This is a genomic window from Blastopirellula marina DSM 3645, from assembly GCF_000153105.1.
Taxonomy (GTDB): Bacteria; Planctomycetota; Planctomycetia; order Pirellulales; family Pirellulaceae; genus Blastopirellula; species Blastopirellula marina.
Genome location: NZ_CH672376.1, coordinates 1,749,689 through 1,769,405, shown reverse-complemented (window position 1 = coordinate 1,769,405; position 19,717 = coordinate 1,749,689). Strand labels below are relative to the sequence as shown.

At 57.6% G+C, this 19,717-nt stretch carries 18 protein-coding genes; 1 reads left to right on the top strand and 17 read right to left on the bottom strand.

Annotation, left to right across the window (positions count from 1 at the left end; genetic code table 11):
* Positions 1 to 49 precede the first annotated feature (49 nt).
* From DSM3645_RS09050 to DSM3645_RS30420, 6 genes are all read right to left on the bottom strand, one after another.
* Positions 50 to 2,437 carry a hypothetical protein gene (locus tag DSM3645_RS09050; RefSeq protein ID WP_002651821.1) on the bottom strand — a complete coding sequence of 796 codons (2,388 nt, stop codon included), beginning with the start codon at positions 2,435 to 2,437 and terminating at the stop codon, positions 50 to 52.
* Positions 2,434 to 4,599: a VWA domain-containing protein gene (locus DSM3645_RS09045; RefSeq protein WP_002651820.1), complete on the bottom strand. Its 2,166-nt coding sequence runs from the start codon at positions 4,597 to 4,599 to the stop codon at positions 2,434 to 2,436. Before DSM3645_RS09045 ends, DSM3645_RS09050 begins: the two co-directional genes overlap by 4 nt.
* Positions 4,600 to 4,612: 13 nt before the next feature.
* On the bottom strand, positions 4,613 to 5,518 hold the full coding sequence (locus tag DSM3645_RS09040; RefSeq protein ID WP_002651819.1) for a DUF58 domain-containing protein: 906 nt from the start codon (positions 5,516 to 5,518) through the stop codon (positions 4,613 to 4,615).
* Positions 5,475 to 6,518, bottom strand: coding sequence for an AAA family ATPase (locus DSM3645_RS09035; RefSeq protein WP_002651818.1), 1,044 nt, complete (start codon positions 6,516 to 6,518; stop codon positions 5,475 to 5,477). The genes DSM3645_RS09040 and DSM3645_RS09035 overlap by 44 nt, the downstream gene beginning before the upstream one ends.
* 44 nt (positions 6,519 to 6,562) lie before the next feature.
* Positions 6,563 to 8,992: an outer membrane protein assembly factor BamB family protein gene (locus tag DSM3645_RS09030; protein WP_002651817.1), complete on the bottom strand. Its 2,430-nt coding sequence runs from the start codon at positions 8,990 to 8,992 to the stop codon at positions 6,563 to 6,565.
* A gap of 108 nt (positions 8,993 to 9,100) precedes the next feature.
* Positions 9,101 to 9,274 carry a hypothetical protein gene (locus DSM3645_RS30420; RefSeq protein ID WP_154657802.1) on the bottom strand — a complete coding sequence of 58 codons (174 nt, stop codon included), beginning with the start codon at positions 9,272 to 9,274 and terminating at the stop codon, positions 9,101 to 9,103.
* A gap of 165 nt (positions 9,275 to 9,439) precedes the next feature.
* On the opposite strand from DSM3645_RS30420, the gene DSM3645_RS09025 reads away from it, so the two are divergent.
* Positions 9,440 to 9,739, top strand: coding sequence for a DUF983 domain-containing protein (locus tag DSM3645_RS09025; protein WP_002651815.1), 300 nt, complete (start codon positions 9,440 to 9,442; stop codon positions 9,737 to 9,739).
* 2 nt (positions 9,740 to 9,741) lie between these two features.
* On the opposite strand, the gene DSM3645_RS09020 is transcribed toward DSM3645_RS09025, so the two are convergent.
* The 11 genes from DSM3645_RS09020 to DSM3645_RS08970 are packed head-to-tail and all read right to left on the bottom strand — an operon-like array spanning position 9,742 to position 19,674.
* The gene (locus DSM3645_RS09020; RefSeq protein ID WP_002651814.1) at positions 9,742 to 10,068 is read right to left on the bottom strand and encodes a hypothetical protein; all 327 of its coding nucleotides are present in this window, start codon (positions 10,066 to 10,068) and stop codon (positions 9,742 to 9,744) included.
* A gap of 23 nt (positions 10,069 to 10,091) precedes the next feature.
* On the bottom strand, positions 10,092 to 10,544 hold the full coding sequence (locus DSM3645_RS09015; RefSeq protein ID WP_002651813.1) for a DUF420 domain-containing protein: 453 nt from the start codon (positions 10,542 to 10,544) through the stop codon (positions 10,092 to 10,094).
* A 5-nt stretch (positions 10,545 to 10,549) separates the two neighbouring features.
* Entirely contained in the window at positions 10,550 to 11,734 is a 1,185-nt protein-coding gene (locus DSM3645_RS27970; RefSeq protein WP_002651812.1) for an SCO family protein, read from the bottom strand.
* Positions 11,734 to 12,612 (bottom strand): ABC transporter permease, encoded by an 879-nt coding sequence (locus tag DSM3645_RS09005; protein WP_002651811.1) that lies wholly within the window; start codon positions 12,610 to 12,612, stop codon positions 11,734 to 11,736. Before DSM3645_RS09005 ends, DSM3645_RS27970 begins: the two co-directional genes overlap by 1 nt.
* Positions 12,602 to 13,549, bottom strand: coding sequence for an ABC transporter ATP-binding protein (locus DSM3645_RS09000; RefSeq protein ID WP_002651810.1), 948 nt, complete (start codon positions 13,547 to 13,549; stop codon positions 12,602 to 12,604). Before DSM3645_RS09000 ends, DSM3645_RS09005 begins: the two co-directional genes overlap by 11 nt.
* 2 nt (positions 13,550 to 13,551) lie before the next feature.
* Positions 13,552 to 13,992 (bottom strand): cytochrome C oxidase subunit IV family protein, encoded by a 441-nt coding sequence (locus DSM3645_RS08995; RefSeq protein WP_002651809.1) that lies wholly within the window; start codon positions 13,990 to 13,992, stop codon positions 13,552 to 13,554.
* 23 nt (positions 13,993 to 14,015) lie between these two features.
* Positions 14,016 to 15,092 carry a cytochrome c oxidase subunit 3 gene (locus DSM3645_RS27965; RefSeq protein ID WP_002651808.1) on the bottom strand — a complete coding sequence of 359 codons (1,077 nt, stop codon included), beginning with the start codon at positions 15,090 to 15,092 and terminating at the stop codon, positions 14,016 to 14,018.
* 21 nt (positions 15,093 to 15,113) lie between these two features.
* On the bottom strand, positions 15,114 to 16,022 hold the full coding sequence (gene cyoE / locus DSM3645_RS08985) for a heme o synthase (protein ID WP_002651807.1): 909 nt from the start codon (positions 16,020 to 16,022) through the stop codon (positions 15,114 to 15,116).
* Positions 16,019 to 16,996, bottom strand: coding sequence for a COX15/CtaA family protein (locus tag DSM3645_RS08980; RefSeq protein WP_002651806.1), 978 nt, complete (start codon positions 16,994 to 16,996; stop codon positions 16,019 to 16,021). Before DSM3645_RS08980 ends, cyoE begins: the two co-directional genes overlap by 4 nt.
* Positions 16,997 to 17,055: 59 nt before the next feature.
* Positions 17,056 to 18,843: a cytochrome c oxidase subunit I gene (locus DSM3645_RS08975; RefSeq protein WP_002651805.1), complete on the bottom strand. Its 1,788-nt coding sequence runs from the start codon at positions 18,841 to 18,843 to the stop codon at positions 17,056 to 17,058.
* Between the two features lie 3 nt (positions 18,844 to 18,846).
* Entirely contained in the window at positions 18,847 to 19,674 is an 828-nt protein-coding gene (locus DSM3645_RS08970) for a cytochrome c oxidase subunit II (RefSeq protein WP_040351720.1), read from the bottom strand.
* Positions 19,675 to 19,717 lie beyond the last annotated feature (43 nt).

Sequence of the window (19,717 nt, the reverse complement as noted above, 5' to 3'; positions counted from 1 at the left end):
TACCGGGCTTAGTGCGGCGGCTTCCAGTCGAAAACGCCGCGGGCTGCCGTTAAAGCATCCCTCCGCGCTTACGTAACAGCCATTCCCCAATAATGAGACTGACGAACAGAGCCGCTAGTTTCCAGGAATTCCAAACCGGAATCGGCGAGAGCGTTTCGATGCGGACTTGGCGCCCTGGAGGCAAGTCTTTCAGCAACTGCGTCGCGTCTGAAAATGTGTAAAACTTTCCGCCGGCCGCCGTTGCAGCAGCGCGTAGTTCGTCGAAGTCGGCGGCCAACCGCGCCATTTCGCCGGCGGTCGCTTCGATACGAAAACTCGTCGCCGCCTGCTCGGTCGCATTCGACATGACCGGCTCTGCGATCCAAGCCCGATACTCCCCTTCCGGCAAGTCGCTGATCGCGGCTTCAAACGTATCACGGCTTCCCGAAGCGCGAGCCAGCGAGACGCGCCGTTGTCGGCCTCCTGCTTGCTCGATCATGACGGTCACCCCCTGGTCGCTGGTCGGCGCTTTGCGATCATCAAAAAATCGGACGCGTAAGCGGACCGGTTCGCCCCGTTCGTATTCGTTTCGATTCGCGGCCAATTCGGCGCCCCAACCGCCTCCTAAGATGGAAGCTCGCGCGAGATACCGAACCGACTGCATCCAAAAGGGATCGTGGTATTCCCATCGCCACAGATCGTCGCTGGCTAAGAACATCACTTTGCCCCCACCGACAAACTGTTGCATCAACAGCGGGATCGGTTCGCCTTTGGCGTCAAATCGATCGCGCGCGGTCGCCAGCACTTGAGCGCCCGGTTTAAGCGTCGCAAACTCCGGCAGCCAATAAAGCTGGGCGATCGAATCCCAGCGCCGCAGCGTTTCGCTGGTGTTCGAACCAACCTGCAGCGGCGGCGAGGCCATCCCTAGATTCGTCAACTTGACCGGAATCGAATCGGTCAGCGGCGGCGCCGGACGCTGGGCCCCATCCATTTGAAAGGGGAAGAGCGAAGCCAACGGCGTTCCGCCATATTGCCACGGCAAGTACTGGTCGCCGGCGACGAAGATCACGCCGCCTCCTTTTTCGACCACAAACTTGGTCAACAGTTCTAAATTAATGCGACTTAAGAACGCGGGATTCGCGTCGCCGATCACGATGACGTCGTATTGAAACAGTTCGTCCTGACTCGCCGGAAAAGCCCGCTCGGCCACCGCGTCCTGGTCGGCGTATTCCATATCGGAATCTTGCAGAATCGCGGTCAGATCAAACGCATTCTCGGGACGACCGCTCGCACTAGCCGGTTTCAACTGCCGCTCAAACAACGTCTTCAAATAGCGATATTGAAATCGCGGCTGCGAATCGACCAGCAGCACTTTGATCGCATCATCGCGAACCGCAACTTGAGCGGTCGCTTCGTTGTCGCTAAGATCGATCTCTTCGTCGCCGGCTTCCACCGAGACGACAAAGGTATAATCTCCTTTCTTCGTCGGGCGAAACTGCAAGTCCAACTGCCGGGTCATCTCGTCGCTTGCAACAGGGACGGTTCGCTCGGCCAGGACTTTAGGATCGTCTTTCAGACGCAGCGTTACCCGCGCGGTTTTGCCTGCCATTCCGGCGGCGCCCAAGCGGAACTTGAAACTGAGCGGATCTCCGACAAACGCCGCACGTTCGACATCAAGATCTTCAACCCGCAAATTCAACTGGCGCTGGCGACTCCCTAATCCGACGACATACAACGGAGCGCCGCGCCGCCGCGCAACCACCGCCGCATCGGCAAGCGACTTTCCTTCGGTCGTAATTCCATCGGTCATTAACAGGACCGCCGCCGTCGGCCGCCCGCGCTGTTGCTGGAAGATCTCGGTTAGGCTGTCTCCCAACCGACTTGCCGGACGATCGGCGGTTGCGGACGCTAACATCTCGTTCCATTGCTCGGCGTCCCCGCTCCAAGCGCGGCCGCTATCACTGATAAAGTAACCCTTCAAGCGGTAATGCGGCAGTAACTGGCTGAACCAATCTTCCGCGAGCAACAACGTGCGTCCTTGATTCCAACGTGACGCTTCCTGATAGCCGCCCGCCGAAAGTCGCGACTCGACCTGAGACGCTTCTTCGCCTGATAGCGCATCGACATGCGACATGCTTTGCGAGTCGTCCAGCGCGATCACCAAGTCAGGCGTGTCGGTGCGGTAAGGACGAAGCGACAATCCATACAGCATAAACAGGATCAGCGCGACCAGCGCGATTCGCATCGCCGCCAACGTCGCTTTGTACCATGGCTGTTTGGTCGTCCGTTCGCGGTAATAGATCGATGCGACGAGAGCGCCTCCGCCCAACAAAATGGCGATCGTCACCCAAGGCGCCCACGGAGCGATCCACTGAATGCTGGATTGCAATCCTTCCGCTTCGTGCGCAGCATCGCCGGCGAAAAACCAATAGACCCAGCGATCAAAAGCGTTGTTCATAGCGCGGCCGATCCAAACTTCCAGGCAAGAACCGGTTCTAGTAACAACAACGCGAGCACGCTGATCAGAAGGATGCGAAACAGCGGAAATCCATCGGCAATTCCCGCTGCAAAATAGGCGCTGTCATCCGAGTTCGCCTGAAACAACACCGGCGGCAGATCGTCACGGGCAACCTTTGTCAGATCGCTTTCGACGGTTTGCAAATTGGCGGCGAATAATTCGTCGGCGTGGGGCCGATCACTCATTTTCAAGCGATAGACGCCGCTCGTCTCGGTTTCATCAAACGCCCAGCTACCATCGGGTAGGCGGCCGAGACGCTGCGTTTCGCCGCGCGGATTGGTGATCGCCGCAGTGACTGCGGACGAACTGGACGTCAGCCGCCCTTGCAGCACTTGGCCGACCATGATGTTTTGTCGATCGCTCTCTCCCCGCACCAACTGAGCAAGCGTCTCTTGCACCAGCGGCGGAAAACTGGGCCAGGTCAGCAGCGCCGACCAAGGCTGCCCCGATCTGGTCGCCGTCGAGATCGCCGCCGGCAAACAGATCACTGCGACGTTGTCGGTCGCTTCTCCTTGATCGCTGGCGGCTGCGCTGCCCAACACAATCGCCGGATCGCCGGTATCGAACCACAGCGCCGTGCGAGCAGTTTCGTTTCGCTTGACGCGGAAGTACCGCCAGATCGGGGTCGACAGCAAACCGCCCCCTTGCTGTCCGCGAAATGGCTCGACCAACGGATGTTCGTAACTGCGCGGGTCAAAACGATAATCTCCTTCGGCGCTGGCCGACTCTAATGTTACCGGCAACAAAGGGGTCTCCTGCGATCCAAGCAAGCGGTTGTAATTATCGGCGTCGGCGTCGGGTCCCAGGAAAAACGCGATCCCCTTCCCTGTCGCCGCGTATTCGGTCAGTACGCCGGCCTCTTGCGCTGTAAAGCGAGCCGCGTCGGCGACAAAGATCGCGGCGTAAGGAGCGAGATCGATTTCGACCAGCGCCGATTGGCTGACCACTTCTGGCGCGATCGAAGCTTCGGCGCGATCGTCGGGACGTAGTGCGAATCGTAGAAACTTGGCGGCGCCTGGACTGCCGGCGACGCAAAGCACGCGGACTTGATCCTTCGCCGATGCGACAATCCACCGATGGTCATCAATCGGCAACGCATCTTCGTCGAGACGAAACTCAATCGCGTGGTCCCCCTGCTTTTCAAAGCGATACGAGAACTGCGCCGACGCCGCTTCGCTAGTCGTCAGATCAATCACCTGCTGTCCGACCAAAGTCTCATCGACAAACATCCGCACGCTCTTGCCGCCAGACTCCAGGTCCCCCTCACGACGGATATCAATTTCAAAGGTGCTTGGAGCGGCCAAGGTCGCGAATGGCTCGAGCATTTGCACGTTCTCAATCAACGCATTTCCGGCAGCGGACTGGCCGACGTCGATCAGACTCAAGCTTCCCTTTTTCGCCAACGCTTCAAAACGGAGCGCGGCGCCGCCGGCAGTCGCGTCTTCCCAGGTCGTCTTTTGCAAGTCGCTGAACAGGATCACCCGCGAGCGCGTCAGTCGCGGATGATTGGCGTGAGCGTTGTCCAAAATCTTCTCCACTTCGGCCAGCGTCGTCTCGAGGTTGGCGCCCTCATGGGCGATTTGCATCGCGTCGATCTCTTGCAGCACGTCCCCCACGTCATAGGCGGGATCGCCGATAACGACCAGCGGCGGTTGTCCCATTCGGACCAGCGTATAGCCGTCTCCTTGCGAAGTCGCTTCGACAATATGCCGCGCTTCCGTTTTGGCCGCATTAAACCGCGAGCTTCCGTTCTCCTGATAGTCCATGCTGTACGAGCCATCGATCACCAGCACGGTATGTCGCGCATCCAGCGATGCGGTCGCGGCCAGCGGCGAACCTGAAGTACAGGAAATATCGGCCAGCGCCAGCGCAAACAACAGCATGATGGCGCAGCGCAGGAGCAACAGCAACAACTGTTCGATCTGAATCCGCCGCGAGTTCTTTTTCATCGCCGCGATCAAATACTGCATCGCCGCCCAAGTCGTATTGCGATGTCGACGTCGATTCCAGAGATGAATCAAGATCGGCGCAGCCGCCGCCGCTCCCCACGCCAACATGCCGACGCTGGAAAGTAAAAACGGGCTCACGGCCAAAAGCGACACAGGCAATGTTTCCTTACGTATGCATCCGAGCCATGCGACCTGACAAAAACGCGTTCAACACCACATCCAGCGGCTGATCGGTGCGAACCTGCAAATAGTCGATATTGGCGCCGCGAGCTTGAGCTTTCAGCGAATCGATCGCCGCATTGATTTCACGCAGATACGCTTTGCGCAGCGATTGCGGATCGACCAGCAGCTCGGGCATCTGTTCCAATCCCTGAAACATCGTCGGCTGTTGAAATGGAAAATCGAGTTCGGCCGGATCCAACAAATGGACCAACACCACATCGTGTCGACGATGCCGAAAGTGCTTTAGCCCGGCGATCATCGTGTCGACATCGTCAAAAAAATCGCTGATGACCAGTACGACGCCCCGTTTACGGAATCGTTCGGCGAGTTGATGAAAGATCGGACCGGTCGCCGTTTTTTGCCGCGGCTCGGTACGATCCAACACGTCAAAAAACTGTTGCAATTGCGTTGGACTGCTGCCCGGTTCGATCAGCGTTCGCACATCGTCATCAAAGGTCGCCAGCCCGACCGCGTCTTGTTGGTGCAACGTCAACCAGGCCATCGTCGCCGCGATGCACTCGGCGTACTCCAACTTCGACAAAGCCGCAGTAGGGCCGCGATACGTCATGCTTTCGCTGACATCCAGCACTAGGTAGGCGATCAAGTTCGTTTCGTCTTCGTACTGCTTCAGATAGAACTTGTCGGTCCGGCCAAACACCTTCCAATCGAGATAGCGCAGGTCGTCGCCGGGCGCATACTCTCGGTGCTCGGCGAACTCAATGGAGAAGCCGCGAAAGGGACTGCGATGCGAACCCGAGACGAACCCTTCGACAATATGTTGGGCCCGCAATCTCAAGCCATGCAGCTTAGCCAGCGTTTGCGGATCTAAACGCTTTGTCGGCTTGTTCATCTGCGGCGACCGTAGGCACGAGTTCGATGAGCCGACGAATCAGATCATCGGTCGTGATCCCTTCCGCGTCGGCAGTAAAATTGGTTCGCATGCGATGTCGCAGCACCGGCAGAGCGACGGCTTGCACGTCCTGCGTCGTGACAAACGTTCGCCCTTGCAGCACGGCGCGGGATTTTGCTCCCAACACCAAATATTGGCTCGCCCGCGGTCCGGCGCCCCACTGAACATACTGGCCGATAAAGTCGGGCGCTTCGTCCCTCCCTTTACGGGTCATCCGCACAAGTTCGATCGCGTAGGCGGCGACATGGTCGGCGACCGGCGCTTTGCGCACCACATGCGTCAACTGCGCAATATCTTCGCCTGACAACGTGGCCGTGATCAGCGAGTGATGGTCGGTCGTCGTGCGGCGCACGATTTCCAACTCTTCGGCGGCGGTCGGATAGTCGACCTGGACATGGAACATGAAACGATCCAACTGCGCTTCTGGCAGCGGATAGGTCCCCTCTTGCTCGATCGGGTTTTGCGTCGCCAACACAAAGAAGGGACTCGGCAAGCGATGACGCTGACCGCCGGCGGTGACCTGGTGCTCTTGCATCGCTTCCAACAAGGCCGCTTGCGTCTTGGGAGGCGTGCGATTGATCTCGTCCGCCAAAATGACGTTGGCGAAGACCGGCCCAGGAATAAATCGATACTCACGCTGGCCCGTGGCGCGATCCTCTTGGATTACCTCGGTCCCGGTGATGTCGGACGGCATCAGGTCAGGCGTAAATTGGATTCGATTGAAATCGAGCGACAGCGATTCGGCCAAACTTCGAATCATCAACGTCTTCGCCAACCCCGGCACGCCCACCAACAGACAGTGGCCTCCGGCGAAGAGCGAAATCAGCAATTGCTCGACCACCTCTTGCTGGCCCACAATGACCTTCGACAGTTCTCGCGTGATCTGTTCGTAGGCGGCGTTGAGCCTGCGAACGGAATCGATATCTTGTTCTTCCAACATCGTTACTCCGGAGGTACTGCAACTCGCCGTCGGCGAGCGATGAATCAGGGAGAAGGACCACTGGATACGTCATTCTTCAATACGGTCAGCTGCGTCGCTCCGGCGATCACCAGGTAGTCACCCGAGATCGCCAAATTTCCTCCCGTCAGCCCCAACGCTTTCAAATCAATCGGTTCTCGCGCGGCGACTACGTTTTCGTCCTGATCGACTTGCTGTTTCAGGACGTAGATCGCCTCTAAGGTGGGCCAGTATATTGTATCACGCCCCAGAATCCCGCGTCCGTAACCCTGCGGAAGACTTTCGGCCTGCAGATTTTGCGGATCACGCGGATTAGGGAACTGGCTCCGAATCCGTCCCGAATCGAGTCGGATCCAATAAATCTGGTCGCCGCTGACGATCAAATCCTCTTGGGTCGTTCCCAGCAAATGCGCTGCTTGAACGCCGCCGGGAACGGTTTGCCACTGAAGTTTCCCCGTCGCCGCATCGAGCGCCATGATTCGATCGCTATCCGCCGGCATCACAATCACCATATCTCCGGTGACGACGCATGGATTCAAGTCACGAAGCAGTTGTTGATTCGCCTGAATCAAAGTGCCTGCTACCAACGGTCCGCGCGGATAGATAGTTAACCACTGGATCTCGCCGGTGGCGGCGCTGATCGCGGAGACCGCGCCGCGATTGGTGTTGTAGTACAACACGCCGTCCGCCATGGTCAACAAGTTGTGGGAACGTTGCCCCGCTTTGTCGCCTAGGACGAGCCCGGCGCCATACGGCTCGGTCGAGCAAATCGTCCGTCGCCAGATGCGCCGCGCTGTCGACGCGTCGTAACAAGCGACCGCCGATTCGCTCCGCACGCCGTTTTTGGTCATCGCGACATACAGCCGACCATCGTCGATCAGGCCGGTCCCTTCAAACTCCCATTCATCTTCGCCTGTCTCGTTGGCGGGGATGATCGCCGCGATTCGCCCTTCGGCCCCCAGATCGATGATAAACGTCTCGGCCGACTTGGCGAACTCCGACGCACGCTCGGTATAGACCGAGAGCGAGTTCCCTTGCCGCGCCGCCATCAAACGTCCCTTGGCTGAAAGCGTATAACGCGGTGCGCCGATTGCTGATTCCACTTTCGCCAGAGTACGGTCTTGCCACTGATTGGTGTTTCCCAAATGCAAGCCGTTGGTGATGTCAGGCGTACTGCGATGGAACGCGCCGTAGTCGGCGCTTTTTCGATCACGCGTTTCGCCGCTCGGCCAAGCTGGCGAGCCGTCGTGCAGTTGGAAAGCCCGCAGCCGTTTGGCGTCATTCACAAAGAGATGATCGCCAACGGTGATCGGATAAAAACTAAGCGGCGTTTCTCCACTCAACGACGTTTCGGTCAATCCCGGCGTGCGGATCGTTGCGGCCTGTTTCGGAAATTTGATCGACCAGACGACCATCCTGGCGTCGGGCGCATGATCGGCAATTGCGCTGCGCGTCGGACTGCCGGCGAACGTATTCCAATGATTGACGTAGGAGAGCGCATATTGCGCCCCTTGCGACGTCGCGAGAATCGTTTGCAGCGCCGCGTCATAAGGTTGCCGCTTTCCGGCGATCCAACCTTCCGCCTTCGGAGCAAGCCGTCGCAGCAGATCCAACTCGATCGCGGCGCGCGTCACGTCTCCTTCCAGCGCCGAAGCAAGCGTCAACCGCGCCAACAAGTCGGCCAGCGGGATATCGGACTGGGGAACCGAGCGATGCGCCGAGTGGCGCTTCGGCTGCAACAATAACTGGACGATCTCCGCTTCGTCTCGTTTCCAATCGACGCCGTCCACGGCGACCCACAGCGGTTGCCCCGGCAGCGCGTACAACAGCGACTTCTCGTCGTAAGGTGACCGCAGTCGCGGATCGATCTGCTCCCAGGCGGCTCGCGCTGCGGCGAACTCACCGCGTTCCAGTCGCATGTCTCCCAGCGCCAACAGCGCTTGGTCGGCATCGCTCGCCAAAAAGTAGCGTTCGATCGCTTGCTCTAAAGCGCCCAGATCATGCGCGGAGATCGCAGCTGCAAAATCTGCTTTGGCCGAGATGTCCGTCTGATCACGATACGGAATCAGCAACTCAGGCTCACGCCGCGCGATTTCGGCTAACTGCGTATGCAGTCGACGACGCAAACCAACGTAGAACAGATATTGATCGCCGGTCTGGAGCGTCAACGAATCAGCCTCGAAAAGCTCGTCGCCGTGCGCCGACACCAAGCGGCGGTAGCCTTCAATCGCTTCTTGCCACTGGCGATCACGCAGTCGTTGCTCGAGCTGAACCAGCAATTGTTGCGATTCGTTGTTCAGTTTCGGCAGGTCGACCGTCAACGAGAACTGCCCTCGCGACGGCGCCGCTTGCGGCAAAAACCGCAACTGCGCATGAGCGAGATTTGCCTGCGACAGCCCAACCACGATCACTGCGGCCAGCAGCGAGATACGCTTGAGAGATAAAGGGGACTTCATACTCGGCCGGAGGGGAAGGAAGGAGGGCGCCGCGAACGGGACAATATTGCTACTGCTGAAAGTATAGGGCCCAGGCAGGAGATCACAAAATCAGGGGGCCCAATCGCGCTAGATCCGCGGATCACCCAATAATACCCGTCCCAAGTAGAAAAGGGCCGTTCCAAACAGAAATCCTGCTAACATCGTCCGAAACGACAGCACCTGCTGAAATTCTAACAGCATCACCAGCGGCAAAATGACGAGCCCGGCGATTTGCAACATTCGACCGCAGAGATACCGCATGCGACATTTTGGCGTTTGCCATCAGGAAAGGGGGAACGCTACGATCATAGTCGCAAGTTCGCCGCTCCCCATCTGTGGGAAAGAAAGAAGGAAACGATGAGATTTTGGACACTTGTGCGGAGAAGCCTCACCCTGCGCTGTCCGGTTTGCGGACAATGCCGACTGATGAAAACCTGGTTTACCACCTACGACCAATGTCCGGAATGCGGCGCTCGCTTTGAACGAGAGCCCGGCTTCTTTTTAGGCTCGATCTATTTCAACTATGGCCTGACAACGTTGATCGTCGCGGTCGCTTTTCCACTGCTGTTATTCAATGGGTTGGCGGATTCGAAAACCTTGTTGTACGTGGCGCTCGCGTTCGTTTTGATTTTTCCCCTGATCTTCTTCCCATTCGCTCGCAGTCTGTGGGTCGGGCATGATCAATTCTGGGATCCGCGAACCGACGTCAAAGAACGACTTCCGTAACTTTACGCATCGACCGGCGGCTGCGTCGGAACTCCCAATGCCGATTTGCGCTGCGCCAATTCAGCGACCGATTCGTCCGAGCCGGCGGCGATCGCCGCGGCAGTCTTGGAGCGAATCGTCCAAAACACGTAGGCGGCGAATGCTCCGACCAACGTGAACGGCATCGCCATCATAAAGATGATGCTCCAGCCGTAAGCGTTGACAAAGCGCTCGCCCAATCCGGTCTTGCACGTGGGACAAGCCTGAGCGGCTGAAACCTGGATGATCAAGACAACAGCGAGCGCCAGCATCATCGACGCCCGAGGAGACTTCGTCAGTCGATAGTTCATCGCTTCTCCATCCTCGACGCCGGCTAACCAGCGTTCAGTTGCGGTGGATAGATCTGGTAAAGCATCAGGTAAACGAAGACGCCGGTCACCGAAACGTACAACCAAATCGGAAACGTCACCTTCGCTAGTTTAAGGTGTAAACGCCGATTGTCACGCAAACCATAGTAAATCGTCGCGACCGCCAAAAAGGGAACCGCCGCCGCTAGTACAACATGCGTCAACAAGACGGCATAGTAAAAGTAGCGCACCGCCGCCGGTGGATAGCTGGGAAACGTTTTGCCGTGTCCTTCCAGCAATGCGTGATACGTCAGGTAGCATCCCAAAAAGATCACCGAGACGCCAAAGCAGGAGAGCATCGTCCACTTATGGGCGACTTCCTGCCGTCGCTTGATCAGCACCAAGCCAACGATCAACAAGACCGTCGCCAGCGCGTTGAGCGAAGCGTTGACATGCGGCAGTATCTGAACCAGATCCAAGTGAATTACTCCTGCTTAGCGGCGGTTGCGGCGGGCTGCGACTCTTGATCTTCGGTCGACTTCGGCTCAACTGCTTCTGCCGACTTCTTCGGCTGCGGGCCCAGCACTTCGTCCAGCTTCTTCCGCAGTAGCTGCATCTGGATTGGATTGATTGCAATGTACGAGTCAATCACTTTGCCGTCCGGCCCGACCAGATAAAGCTGCTCGCTGTGGGTCTGCGGTTTCACGATCGCGTCAAAATAGTTAGCGCCGATCTGCTCAATATATTTCAGATCGCCGGTGCAAAAGTACCAAACGTCCGGCTTCGCTTCAAAACGCTCGGCGTAGCCGGTCAATACGTTGGGCGTATCGTTCGCCGGATCACAGGTGATGCTAACGATCTTCAGTCCGCGATCGGCGTACTCAGCCTGCAGGCGAGCATTCTCGAGATTCAACAGCGTGCAGGTCGAGGGGCAAGTCGTAAAAAAGAAGCTGCCGAGCCAATAGTCTCCTTCGAGCGACTTGCTGTCAAACGGCTCCCCGTTGCGTTCGGTCAATGTAAACGACGTCATCGGTTCAGCCGGCTGCGTCGCTTCCGGCTCTTCGGCCAACAGTTCTTTGATCAACTTGCGAGCCGCTTGAAAATCGGAGGTTTGCGTCGCCAGAAAACTGCCGCGTAACTTTCCATTGCGATCGACCACCAACATGCGCTCGCTGTGCGTCTGCTTGGCGAAACCAACGTGAAATTGCTTTTCGGAGATCTCCTGAATCGTCGCCAAGTCGCCGGTCAAAAACTTCCACTGCTGTGGATCGGCTTCAAACATCTTGGCGTACTTCGCCATCACTTCCGGCGTATCGTTGACAGGATCGCAGGTGATGCTGACAAAGCGAACGTCGTCTTCTTCAAATTCTCCGGCTAGCGCGGCGACTTGCTGATTCAACAATCGGCAGATCGATGGACAGGCCGTAAAAAAGAAACTGCCGACCCACACATCCCCGTTCAGCTCGCTGGAATCAAACGGCTCTCCGTTGGTGTCGATCAACTCGAACTCGCCCACATAAGCGTCTTCCGGAACGGTGACGTTGTCGGCCGGGTGATCCACATCGCGCATCGCGCCGTTGCGATTGGCCGCATTCGCGGCGAACCAGACCATCATTCCCCCAATCAGGACAAACATGATGGCGAAGAAAAAGGCGAGTGATTTATTCATTAGGCGTCTCCACTTCTGGGTTCGGCTGCGGCCCAACAAGCCCAGCCGAGCATCAATGCGGCGAACGCGATCGTCACGACCACGCCGGTTACGGGACTGGGGGACCAATAGGCTTCGACCGGAAGCCCGCGACCCGGCAACGGAGCGTCGTCGCCCATCCCCCAGTACATTATCTCTCGTAGCGATGCAATTGCGTAGGTCACCGGATTCAGACGCATCACCCAGTGCATCACCACCTGACTCCACGGGGATTGCGCGTTAATCCACGGCACCGGGAAAAAGGCGCCCGATAGCAGCCAAAGCGGCATCAGCAGCAGATTCATCACCGCGTGAAAACCTTGCGTCGATTCCATTCGCCAGGCGAGCAAAAATCCGAGCGACGTCAAACCGATGCCGACAATTAGCAGAAAGACCGCCATCACGAGAAAGTTGAGCGGCCCCAGATTCACTTTCAGCGTCAGCGCCAGCAGCAAGAAGAGGACTCCTTGCAGCGTCGCCAACAATGCTCCTCCCATCACTTTGCCCAGCACCATCGACCAGCGCGGAATCGGCGCCGCCAACACCGACTGCAGGAACCCTTCGTTACGATCTTCGATGATCGAGATCGTCGCAAAGATCGCCGTAAACAAGACGATCAGCATTAGCGTCCCGGAAAAGTAGTATTCCAAAAAGCTGACGCCAGCCGAGGTCGCGGCCCCAGGCAATTGAAACGTGCGGCTCATCCCGGCGCCAAACAACAGCCAAAACAGCAACGGCTGACCAATCGCGCCGATGATCCGGTTGCGTTGCCGCAAAAAACGCACGATCTCACGCTGGCAAAGCGACCACGCGGCCAACAGCGGTTTCGGCTCGATTGGCGCGACAGTTTCACTTGCCATCGGAGGCCTCCTCGCGCCAATATTGGCGCCCCGTCTTGTCGATGAAGACATCTTCTAAGGTTGGCTTGCCGAAAGTGATCGATTCGATCTGGTCCCCCAGCGACTGCATGATCCGCGGCGCCAATTGAGATGCGTCCGCCGATTCAAAACGAACGGCGCTCTCCATCACGCGCACCTCTTCGGTGACGATCTGTCGCAATTGCCCCGCCAATGCTTCGACGTCGCCGCGCGTGGTGATTGTGACCGAATCGCCTCCGACCGACGCTTTCAGCGCCGCCGGGCGGTCGAGCGCAACAAGGGTCCCCTCATCCAGAATCGCAATCCGATCGGCCTTCTCCGCTTCTTCCAGCAAATGGGTCGTCAGCACGATTGTCACCCCCTGCTCTGTCCGAATCCGCTGCAAATATTCCCACAAGCTGCTTCGGGCGCCGGGATCGAGTCCCGTGCTTGGCTCGTCCAACAACAGCAACTGCGGGCGATGGATCATTCCCTTCGCCAGTTCGACGCGGCGACGTAGTCCGCCAGAAAGTTGTTCGGCCAGGTCGCCTGCTCGATCGATTACGCCGAGTCGCCGCATCATGCGATCTTCGGCTTCTCGCGCGGCGGCGCCGCTGAGTCCGTAGAGCGCCGATTGCTGTCGCATGTTCTCAGCGACGGTCAGCTTTTTATCGAGACTGGGAGACTGAAAGACGACGCCGATCCGGCGACGAACTTGATCGCGCTGCGACGCTAGATCAAAACCGAGCAAGTCAATCTTGCCTGCTTGCAGCGGCGCGAGCGTCGAGAGCAGACGAAAGAGCGTCGTCTTCCCCCCGCCGTTGGGACCGAGAAAGACGAAGATCTCGCCTGCTTCGATCTGCAATGACAGGTCGTTCAGCGCTCGTCGCGCACCATAACTGTACGAGACGTTTTCGATGGAGATTGCGGCCAAAGACATGCTCAATGTCCAGGCTGCGGAACAGCGGAAGCGCCTTCGGCTGAATGCGTTTCCGGCTCAATCGGCTGTGGAGTGTGATTCCAACGCTCGCTGCTGTAGTGATAGGTGCGATAGCCGATATCGGGAATCAACATGCAAACCAAAAACAGGGACATCATCGCGGCAGGAACGGTCAACACCCATTTCCAGTTCGCTTCCCAGATCAAGTGCATAAAGAAGGCCATGACTAACAGGGCCTTGCTGCACGATACGGCCATCATGAAGGCGCGGCTGACGCTGACCGGAATCGCGTTATGCCACATCTCAAAATAGGTCAAAAACGAACAGCCTGTCAGTACGCACAAGGCCAAGAATACGGCCCAATACTTGCCGGTGCCGCCATGCTCATGATCATGCGCATGGTCCGCTTCGTGATGTGGTTCCGCGTGTTCGGTAGGCGACATCGTCGGAGATTCCTTGACGCGAGTTAAAACAGGTAGAGAATCGGGAACAGAAAGATCCAGACCAGATCGACAAAGTGCCAATAGAGTCCGGCGGCTTCGATAAAGTTCGCTTTGCCCACGCCCAGCGTCGCCGGCAGAGCGATCGCAAAGACGATCAGTCCGACGATCACGTGAAGCGCATGAAAACCAGTCAACAGAAAGTAGGTGCTCGCCCACATGTTGCCGCTGGGAATCACAAACGGCAGATCGAGCCAATCGTAGGAATGATTCACGCCGTGATGCAAGATCGCCGCATCATCGGCGGTCAGCAAGTCGATCGTTGCGATGCGGGTTTTGAGCAGCGACAGCTCTTGCGGATCCGGCGTCTCCGCCTTACTTAATTCGTCCAATTGCGTCGCCAGCGTTGTTTTTTCTGCTTGCAGACGCGTGAGTTCGGCATGGTCTTCGTGCGGATGTTGAATCGTGTAGGCGATGCTATCGATCAGCGCCTGCGCTTCGACCGGATTGGTGGCCTGCGTCGCTTGACGCGTGTTCCATTGGACCAAGCCGTTTCGCAACAGTTCCAACACTTCGCGACGCTCTTTCGCGACGGGGTCTTCGCTATCGACCGGATACTTTTTCGCTTCATCTTCTAACGCTACTTTGAGCGCCGACGCGTAATAAACGTCCGGCTTGTCATACAGCAAGCCGTGGGGCTGGGCGGGATAGATGCCGTGCGCGAACTTCTCTTTGTATTCGTACGCTTTGACTCCCAAAAACGAGAGTCCCAGCACAAACGTCAAGCACATCCAGGCCTTCGCGAGTCCCGTCTTGTTCGCCTTCGCGGCTTCCAGCGACAACACGACCGACAGGCTGGAACAGATCAGCACAAATGTATTGAAGGCGCCGATCGGCTCGCTCAGGTGAACGTCATGCGGCGTCGGCCAGGTCGGCGCGCCGAAACGCAGCACAATGTAAGCGCCGATGAGCCCGGCGAAAAACATGATTTCGGTCGAGAGGAATAACCACAAGCAAAGCTTGGCGTTGGGGATCGGCAACGCTGGCTGGTATTCCAGTTGGATATGACCATGTTCGTGATGATCGTCGTGATGCTGCGACATTGGTCTGTTCTGCTATCAAAGTCACAAAATGGGGAATGCCAACAACACGCCAAGCATGGCCGGCAAGTAAACCAACGACGCCCACAGCAAGTGCCGCGCACTGCGATCATCGCGACGCATCGAAAATCGAAGCGCCAACAACAGCTGCCCAACGCCAAGCGCTAGCGCTGCGGCGACGCACCAGGGCGCCCCATCCAACGGAGCATTCAAAAACGGCACGATGCTGACCAGCGTCAGCGCCAAAGCGGCGCCAATCGCTTGGCGACCGGCGCGTACTCCGGTCGGATCGACCACCGGCAACATCTGCATACCCGCTTGGGCGTAATCTTTGCGATAGATCCACGCGATCGCCATGAAATGCGGAAACTGCCAAAAGAACAGAATCGCGAACAACGCGGCCGCACGCAGATCAAACGGAGCTCCCATCGCGGCCCACCCCATCAACAGCGGCAATGCGCCGGCGACCGCACCGACCGCCGTGTTCCAAGGGCTCGTTCGTTTCATCGGCGTATAAACGACGACATACAACAGCCAAGTCGCGGCGCCGATTGCGGCGACCTTCCAACCGACCGTCGCCAGTAAATAGGAGACGCCGATCGAGCCGAGCGCGGCGCCAAAGATGGCCGCCCCATTCGCGGTGATGCGTCCGGCAGGAAGCGGCCGTTCACGCGTTCGCTTCATCAGCAGATCGCTGCGGCGTTCGAGCCATTGATTCCAAACGCAACTGCTGGCCGCGACCAAAGCCGTTCCAAACACCGCATGGAACAATCGCCATAGATCAGGCTGTCCCCAGGTTGCGACGCATCCGCTGACGGCGACCGCCGCGAGCAACATCACCGCAATTTTTGGTTTGGTTAGTTCGACATAGTCGGCGGCGATCGCTAGACGACCGGCGCGACGTTCTTCAAAAGCGATGGGAGTCGTACTCATATCGTGACTCCCTGAAGCGTCGATTTGTCCGCAATTTGCGAAGCCAACGACGCCGGTGAAGCCGAATAATAACGGAAACTGTACAGCGCTATGGCGACCGTCACGCCGACGATCAGCGAACCTGTAGCGACATGCGCGGTTACGACGCCTGCTTGAGCGACGCTTTCAGCGTTAATAACAAAACTAGGAATCAAATCGCCACCCGGTAGGAAAGTTGGCCAGCCATATTTGAACGTCCAGGCAGCAACGCCCAGCCCAATCTGCACTATTACTATCAACGATGCGGCCAGTGACCACCACCGAACGGCGATCGCGCGGGGATGATTGCGCCAAGCCGTAGTCGTCAACGCAACGACATGCGCCATGACGAGAAACGCGAGGAACACGTGAAAAACAACCGCGATCCGAAAGTCGCCGTGGTTTCCTCCGGCCGGCACATGCCGCAAAAAAGAGCCGATCAAAAGCTGCACGTAGGCGAGTGATGCGGTCATGACCGCCAACAATTGCAACGAGCCGCTCCCCTCGACTTGGCTGGGCTGAATCGCTCCCCAGCGCCGTGACGTGAAGACGGCTAATGCGACGGTCAGTCCGAAAAACGCCGGCCCAAAACAACCATGAATCCGGGCCAACAGCACTTCGTCCTGGATCACGCGTGCGCCTCCCAAGATGCCTTGCGCGATCACTGCGATCAATGCGATGATCGACAATATCAGCATCCAACGGCGTTTGTCGCAGAGGGCCACCACAATCACCAGCGCGATCGCGACCATGCCGACCACCGAACCGAGCAAGCGGTGCCCATGCTCGACAAACAGATCGAACGGTCCCGCGATCCATTCGCTGATTGGATAGAGGAACAGGTTATAGCCGTAAGTGTTAGGCCAGTCAGGCACGGCCATGCCTGCTTTCTTGGTCGTCACCAGTCCGCCAACCCAGATCAACGGGAAGGTGGTGCAGACCAAGAGCAGCGCCACGCGGTGCGGCCATGCGGATCGAATTGTCGGTTGCGTTTCAGTCACAATAAATCAGCAAGTTACGCCAGGTTATCTCGGTCTTGTTTCGGCGGCATCGTCTGCGGATAAAAGTCTTCTTCCGTCTCTGGCGAGCCATATTCATACGGGCCGCGATAGACGATCGGCTGGAAGTCGAAGTTACCGTGTCCCGGAGGACTGGGCGCTTGCCATTCCAGACCATTGGCTCGCCAGGGATTGCGGCCTGCCTTCGGTCCCCAAAAGAGGCTGTAGAAAAAATTGACGGCGAAGATGATCTGCACAGCGACCATGCAGATCGCACATACCGTCATAAACTGGTTCATCGTCAGCAAATGGCTGAAGGTCGGGTAATGGTAAGGATCAGCCAAGCGGCGAGGGAAGCCGCCGACTCCCAAAATGTGCATCGTGAAAAAGGTGCCGTTCAAAAAGATGAACGTCAGCGCGAAATGAATCTTGCCGGCCGTTTCGTTCATCATGCGGCCAAACATCTTCGGGAACCAAAAGTAAATCGAGCCGAAGACCGCCATCGCCGTGCCGGCGAACAACACGTAGTGGAAGTGGGCGACAATGAAGTAGGTGTCGTGAATCACGATGTCGACCGGGGTGGCCGCCATAAAAATGCCGGAGAGCCCGCCGATCACGAACATCGAGACGAAGCTCAGCGCGAACAGCATCGGCGTGGTGAACTGCACTTTGCCGCCGTAAACGGTGCCGAGCCAGTTGAACGTTTTCACCGCACTGGGCAGCGCGATCATCATGGTCGCGACCATAAAGGTCATGCCGAGGCCGGGGTTCATCCCCGAAACGAACATGTGATGCCCCCACACGATAAAGCCGAGCCCTGCAATCCCGCAGATCGAATAGACCATCGGCTTGTAACCAAAAATCGGCTTGCGGGAGAAGCAGGCCAAAATGTCTGAGACCATCCCCATCGCCGGCAAGATCATGATGTAGACCGCCGGGTGCGAATAGAACCAGAACAAGTGTTGCCATAACAGCGGCTGCCCGCCGCCCGCCGCCATCGGCGAGTTATTGACCACCAAGCCTTCCGGCAGAAAGAAACCGGTGCCGATCAAACGATCGGCCAGCATCATGAAGCCTGCGGCCGTCAAAACCGGCAGCGCAAAAGCTTGCAGCAAAGCGGTGATAAACATCGCCCAGATCGTCAGCGGCAAACGAAACATCGTCATGCCGGGCGCACGCATCTGAATGATCGTGGTCATGTAGTTGACCGAGCCCAACATCGAGCTGACGCCGACCGTCGTCACTCCCAATAGCCACAACGTCTGCGCAGCGCCGCTACTAGGCGCCGAGGTCGTCATGTCCGAAAGCGGCGGATAACTGGTCCAGCCGGCCGCAGCGCCATGGCCGTCGCAAAAGAACGCTCCGCCGAAAAAGAAAAACGCCGGCCACATGAACCAGTAGCTCAGCATGTTCAACGTCGGAAACGCCATATCGTCGGCGCCGATCATCAGCGGAATTAAAAAATTGCCAAAGGCGCCGGCCAGGATCGGGATGATCACCAGAAAGATCATCACCGTCGCGTGCATCGTCACCAAGACGGTATAGAACTCGGGCGCGATCTGGCCTCCCTGCTCAGGAAACAACATGCCGCCGATGATCGGCATATCGGACCAGGGCCAGGCCAACTGCCAGCGAATGCCGAGCGCCAACATGCCGCCGACGACAAACCAAATCAGCGTCGAGAAGAGAAACTGAATCCCGATGACTTTATGGTCTTTCGAGAAAACGTACGTCGACAGGAAATGTCCGACGGTCATCTCGTCGGCAGCGGCCTGCGTATGTGAATCGATTGTCGTAGTGCTCATCGATTATTCTTCTTCCTCAGGCAGGCTGAACTGCGAAGTCTCCTGTTCGGCGTAAGCTGCCGAATACCAGCGATCAAACTCGGCGGCGTTATCCACCGTAATCCGACCGCGCATCTTGTAATGTCCCCAGCCGCAAAGCTCGGCGCAAACGATGTCGCTTACTCCTTCTTTCACTGGATGAAACCAAACGTATTGCCGCATGCCCGGCACGACGTCTTGCTTGACCCGCATGTTGGGCAGGAAGAAACTGTGCAGCACGTCCATGCTCTCGATCTCGATGACAATTTCTTCGTCAACGGGAACATGCAGGTCATTCAATACGTGCAAATCGTCCGGCGTATCGAGCCGACCATCTTCGCCCGGGTATTGAATCCGCCATTCAAATTGACGTCCAGTCACACGACATAGCGGCGGCTTGATCGCGCCGTCCGCCATCGTCGGGCGTCGCATCCGCGCTCCGGCCCAAGCGTCCATTTGGTAAATCGCAATAAACAGCAGCACGACCGCCGGCAAGATCGACCAGATTACTTCCAACGCATGACTACCATGCGAGAAGACGACCGGATCCGCGTTGGTCGCGCCGTCGTACCGCCAGAGAATCCAGAACAGAACGGCGCCTGTGCCGATAAACACGACGCCAGTCAAATAGAGGATGACGTAAAACAAATGGTCTTTGACATGGTCGCTGACGTCGAGCGACGGAAACCAATGTCCCGACGAAAATGCAAACGATCCGCCGCTCATCGGCCACCAATCGTTCATCGCCGACACGAAGGTCCAGACCCCGAAAATCGGGACTGTCAAAAACAGAATGCTCCAAACTCTACCCACGTTGTCTCTCCCTCGAACGTCGGCTTCAACCGACGATGGCCGA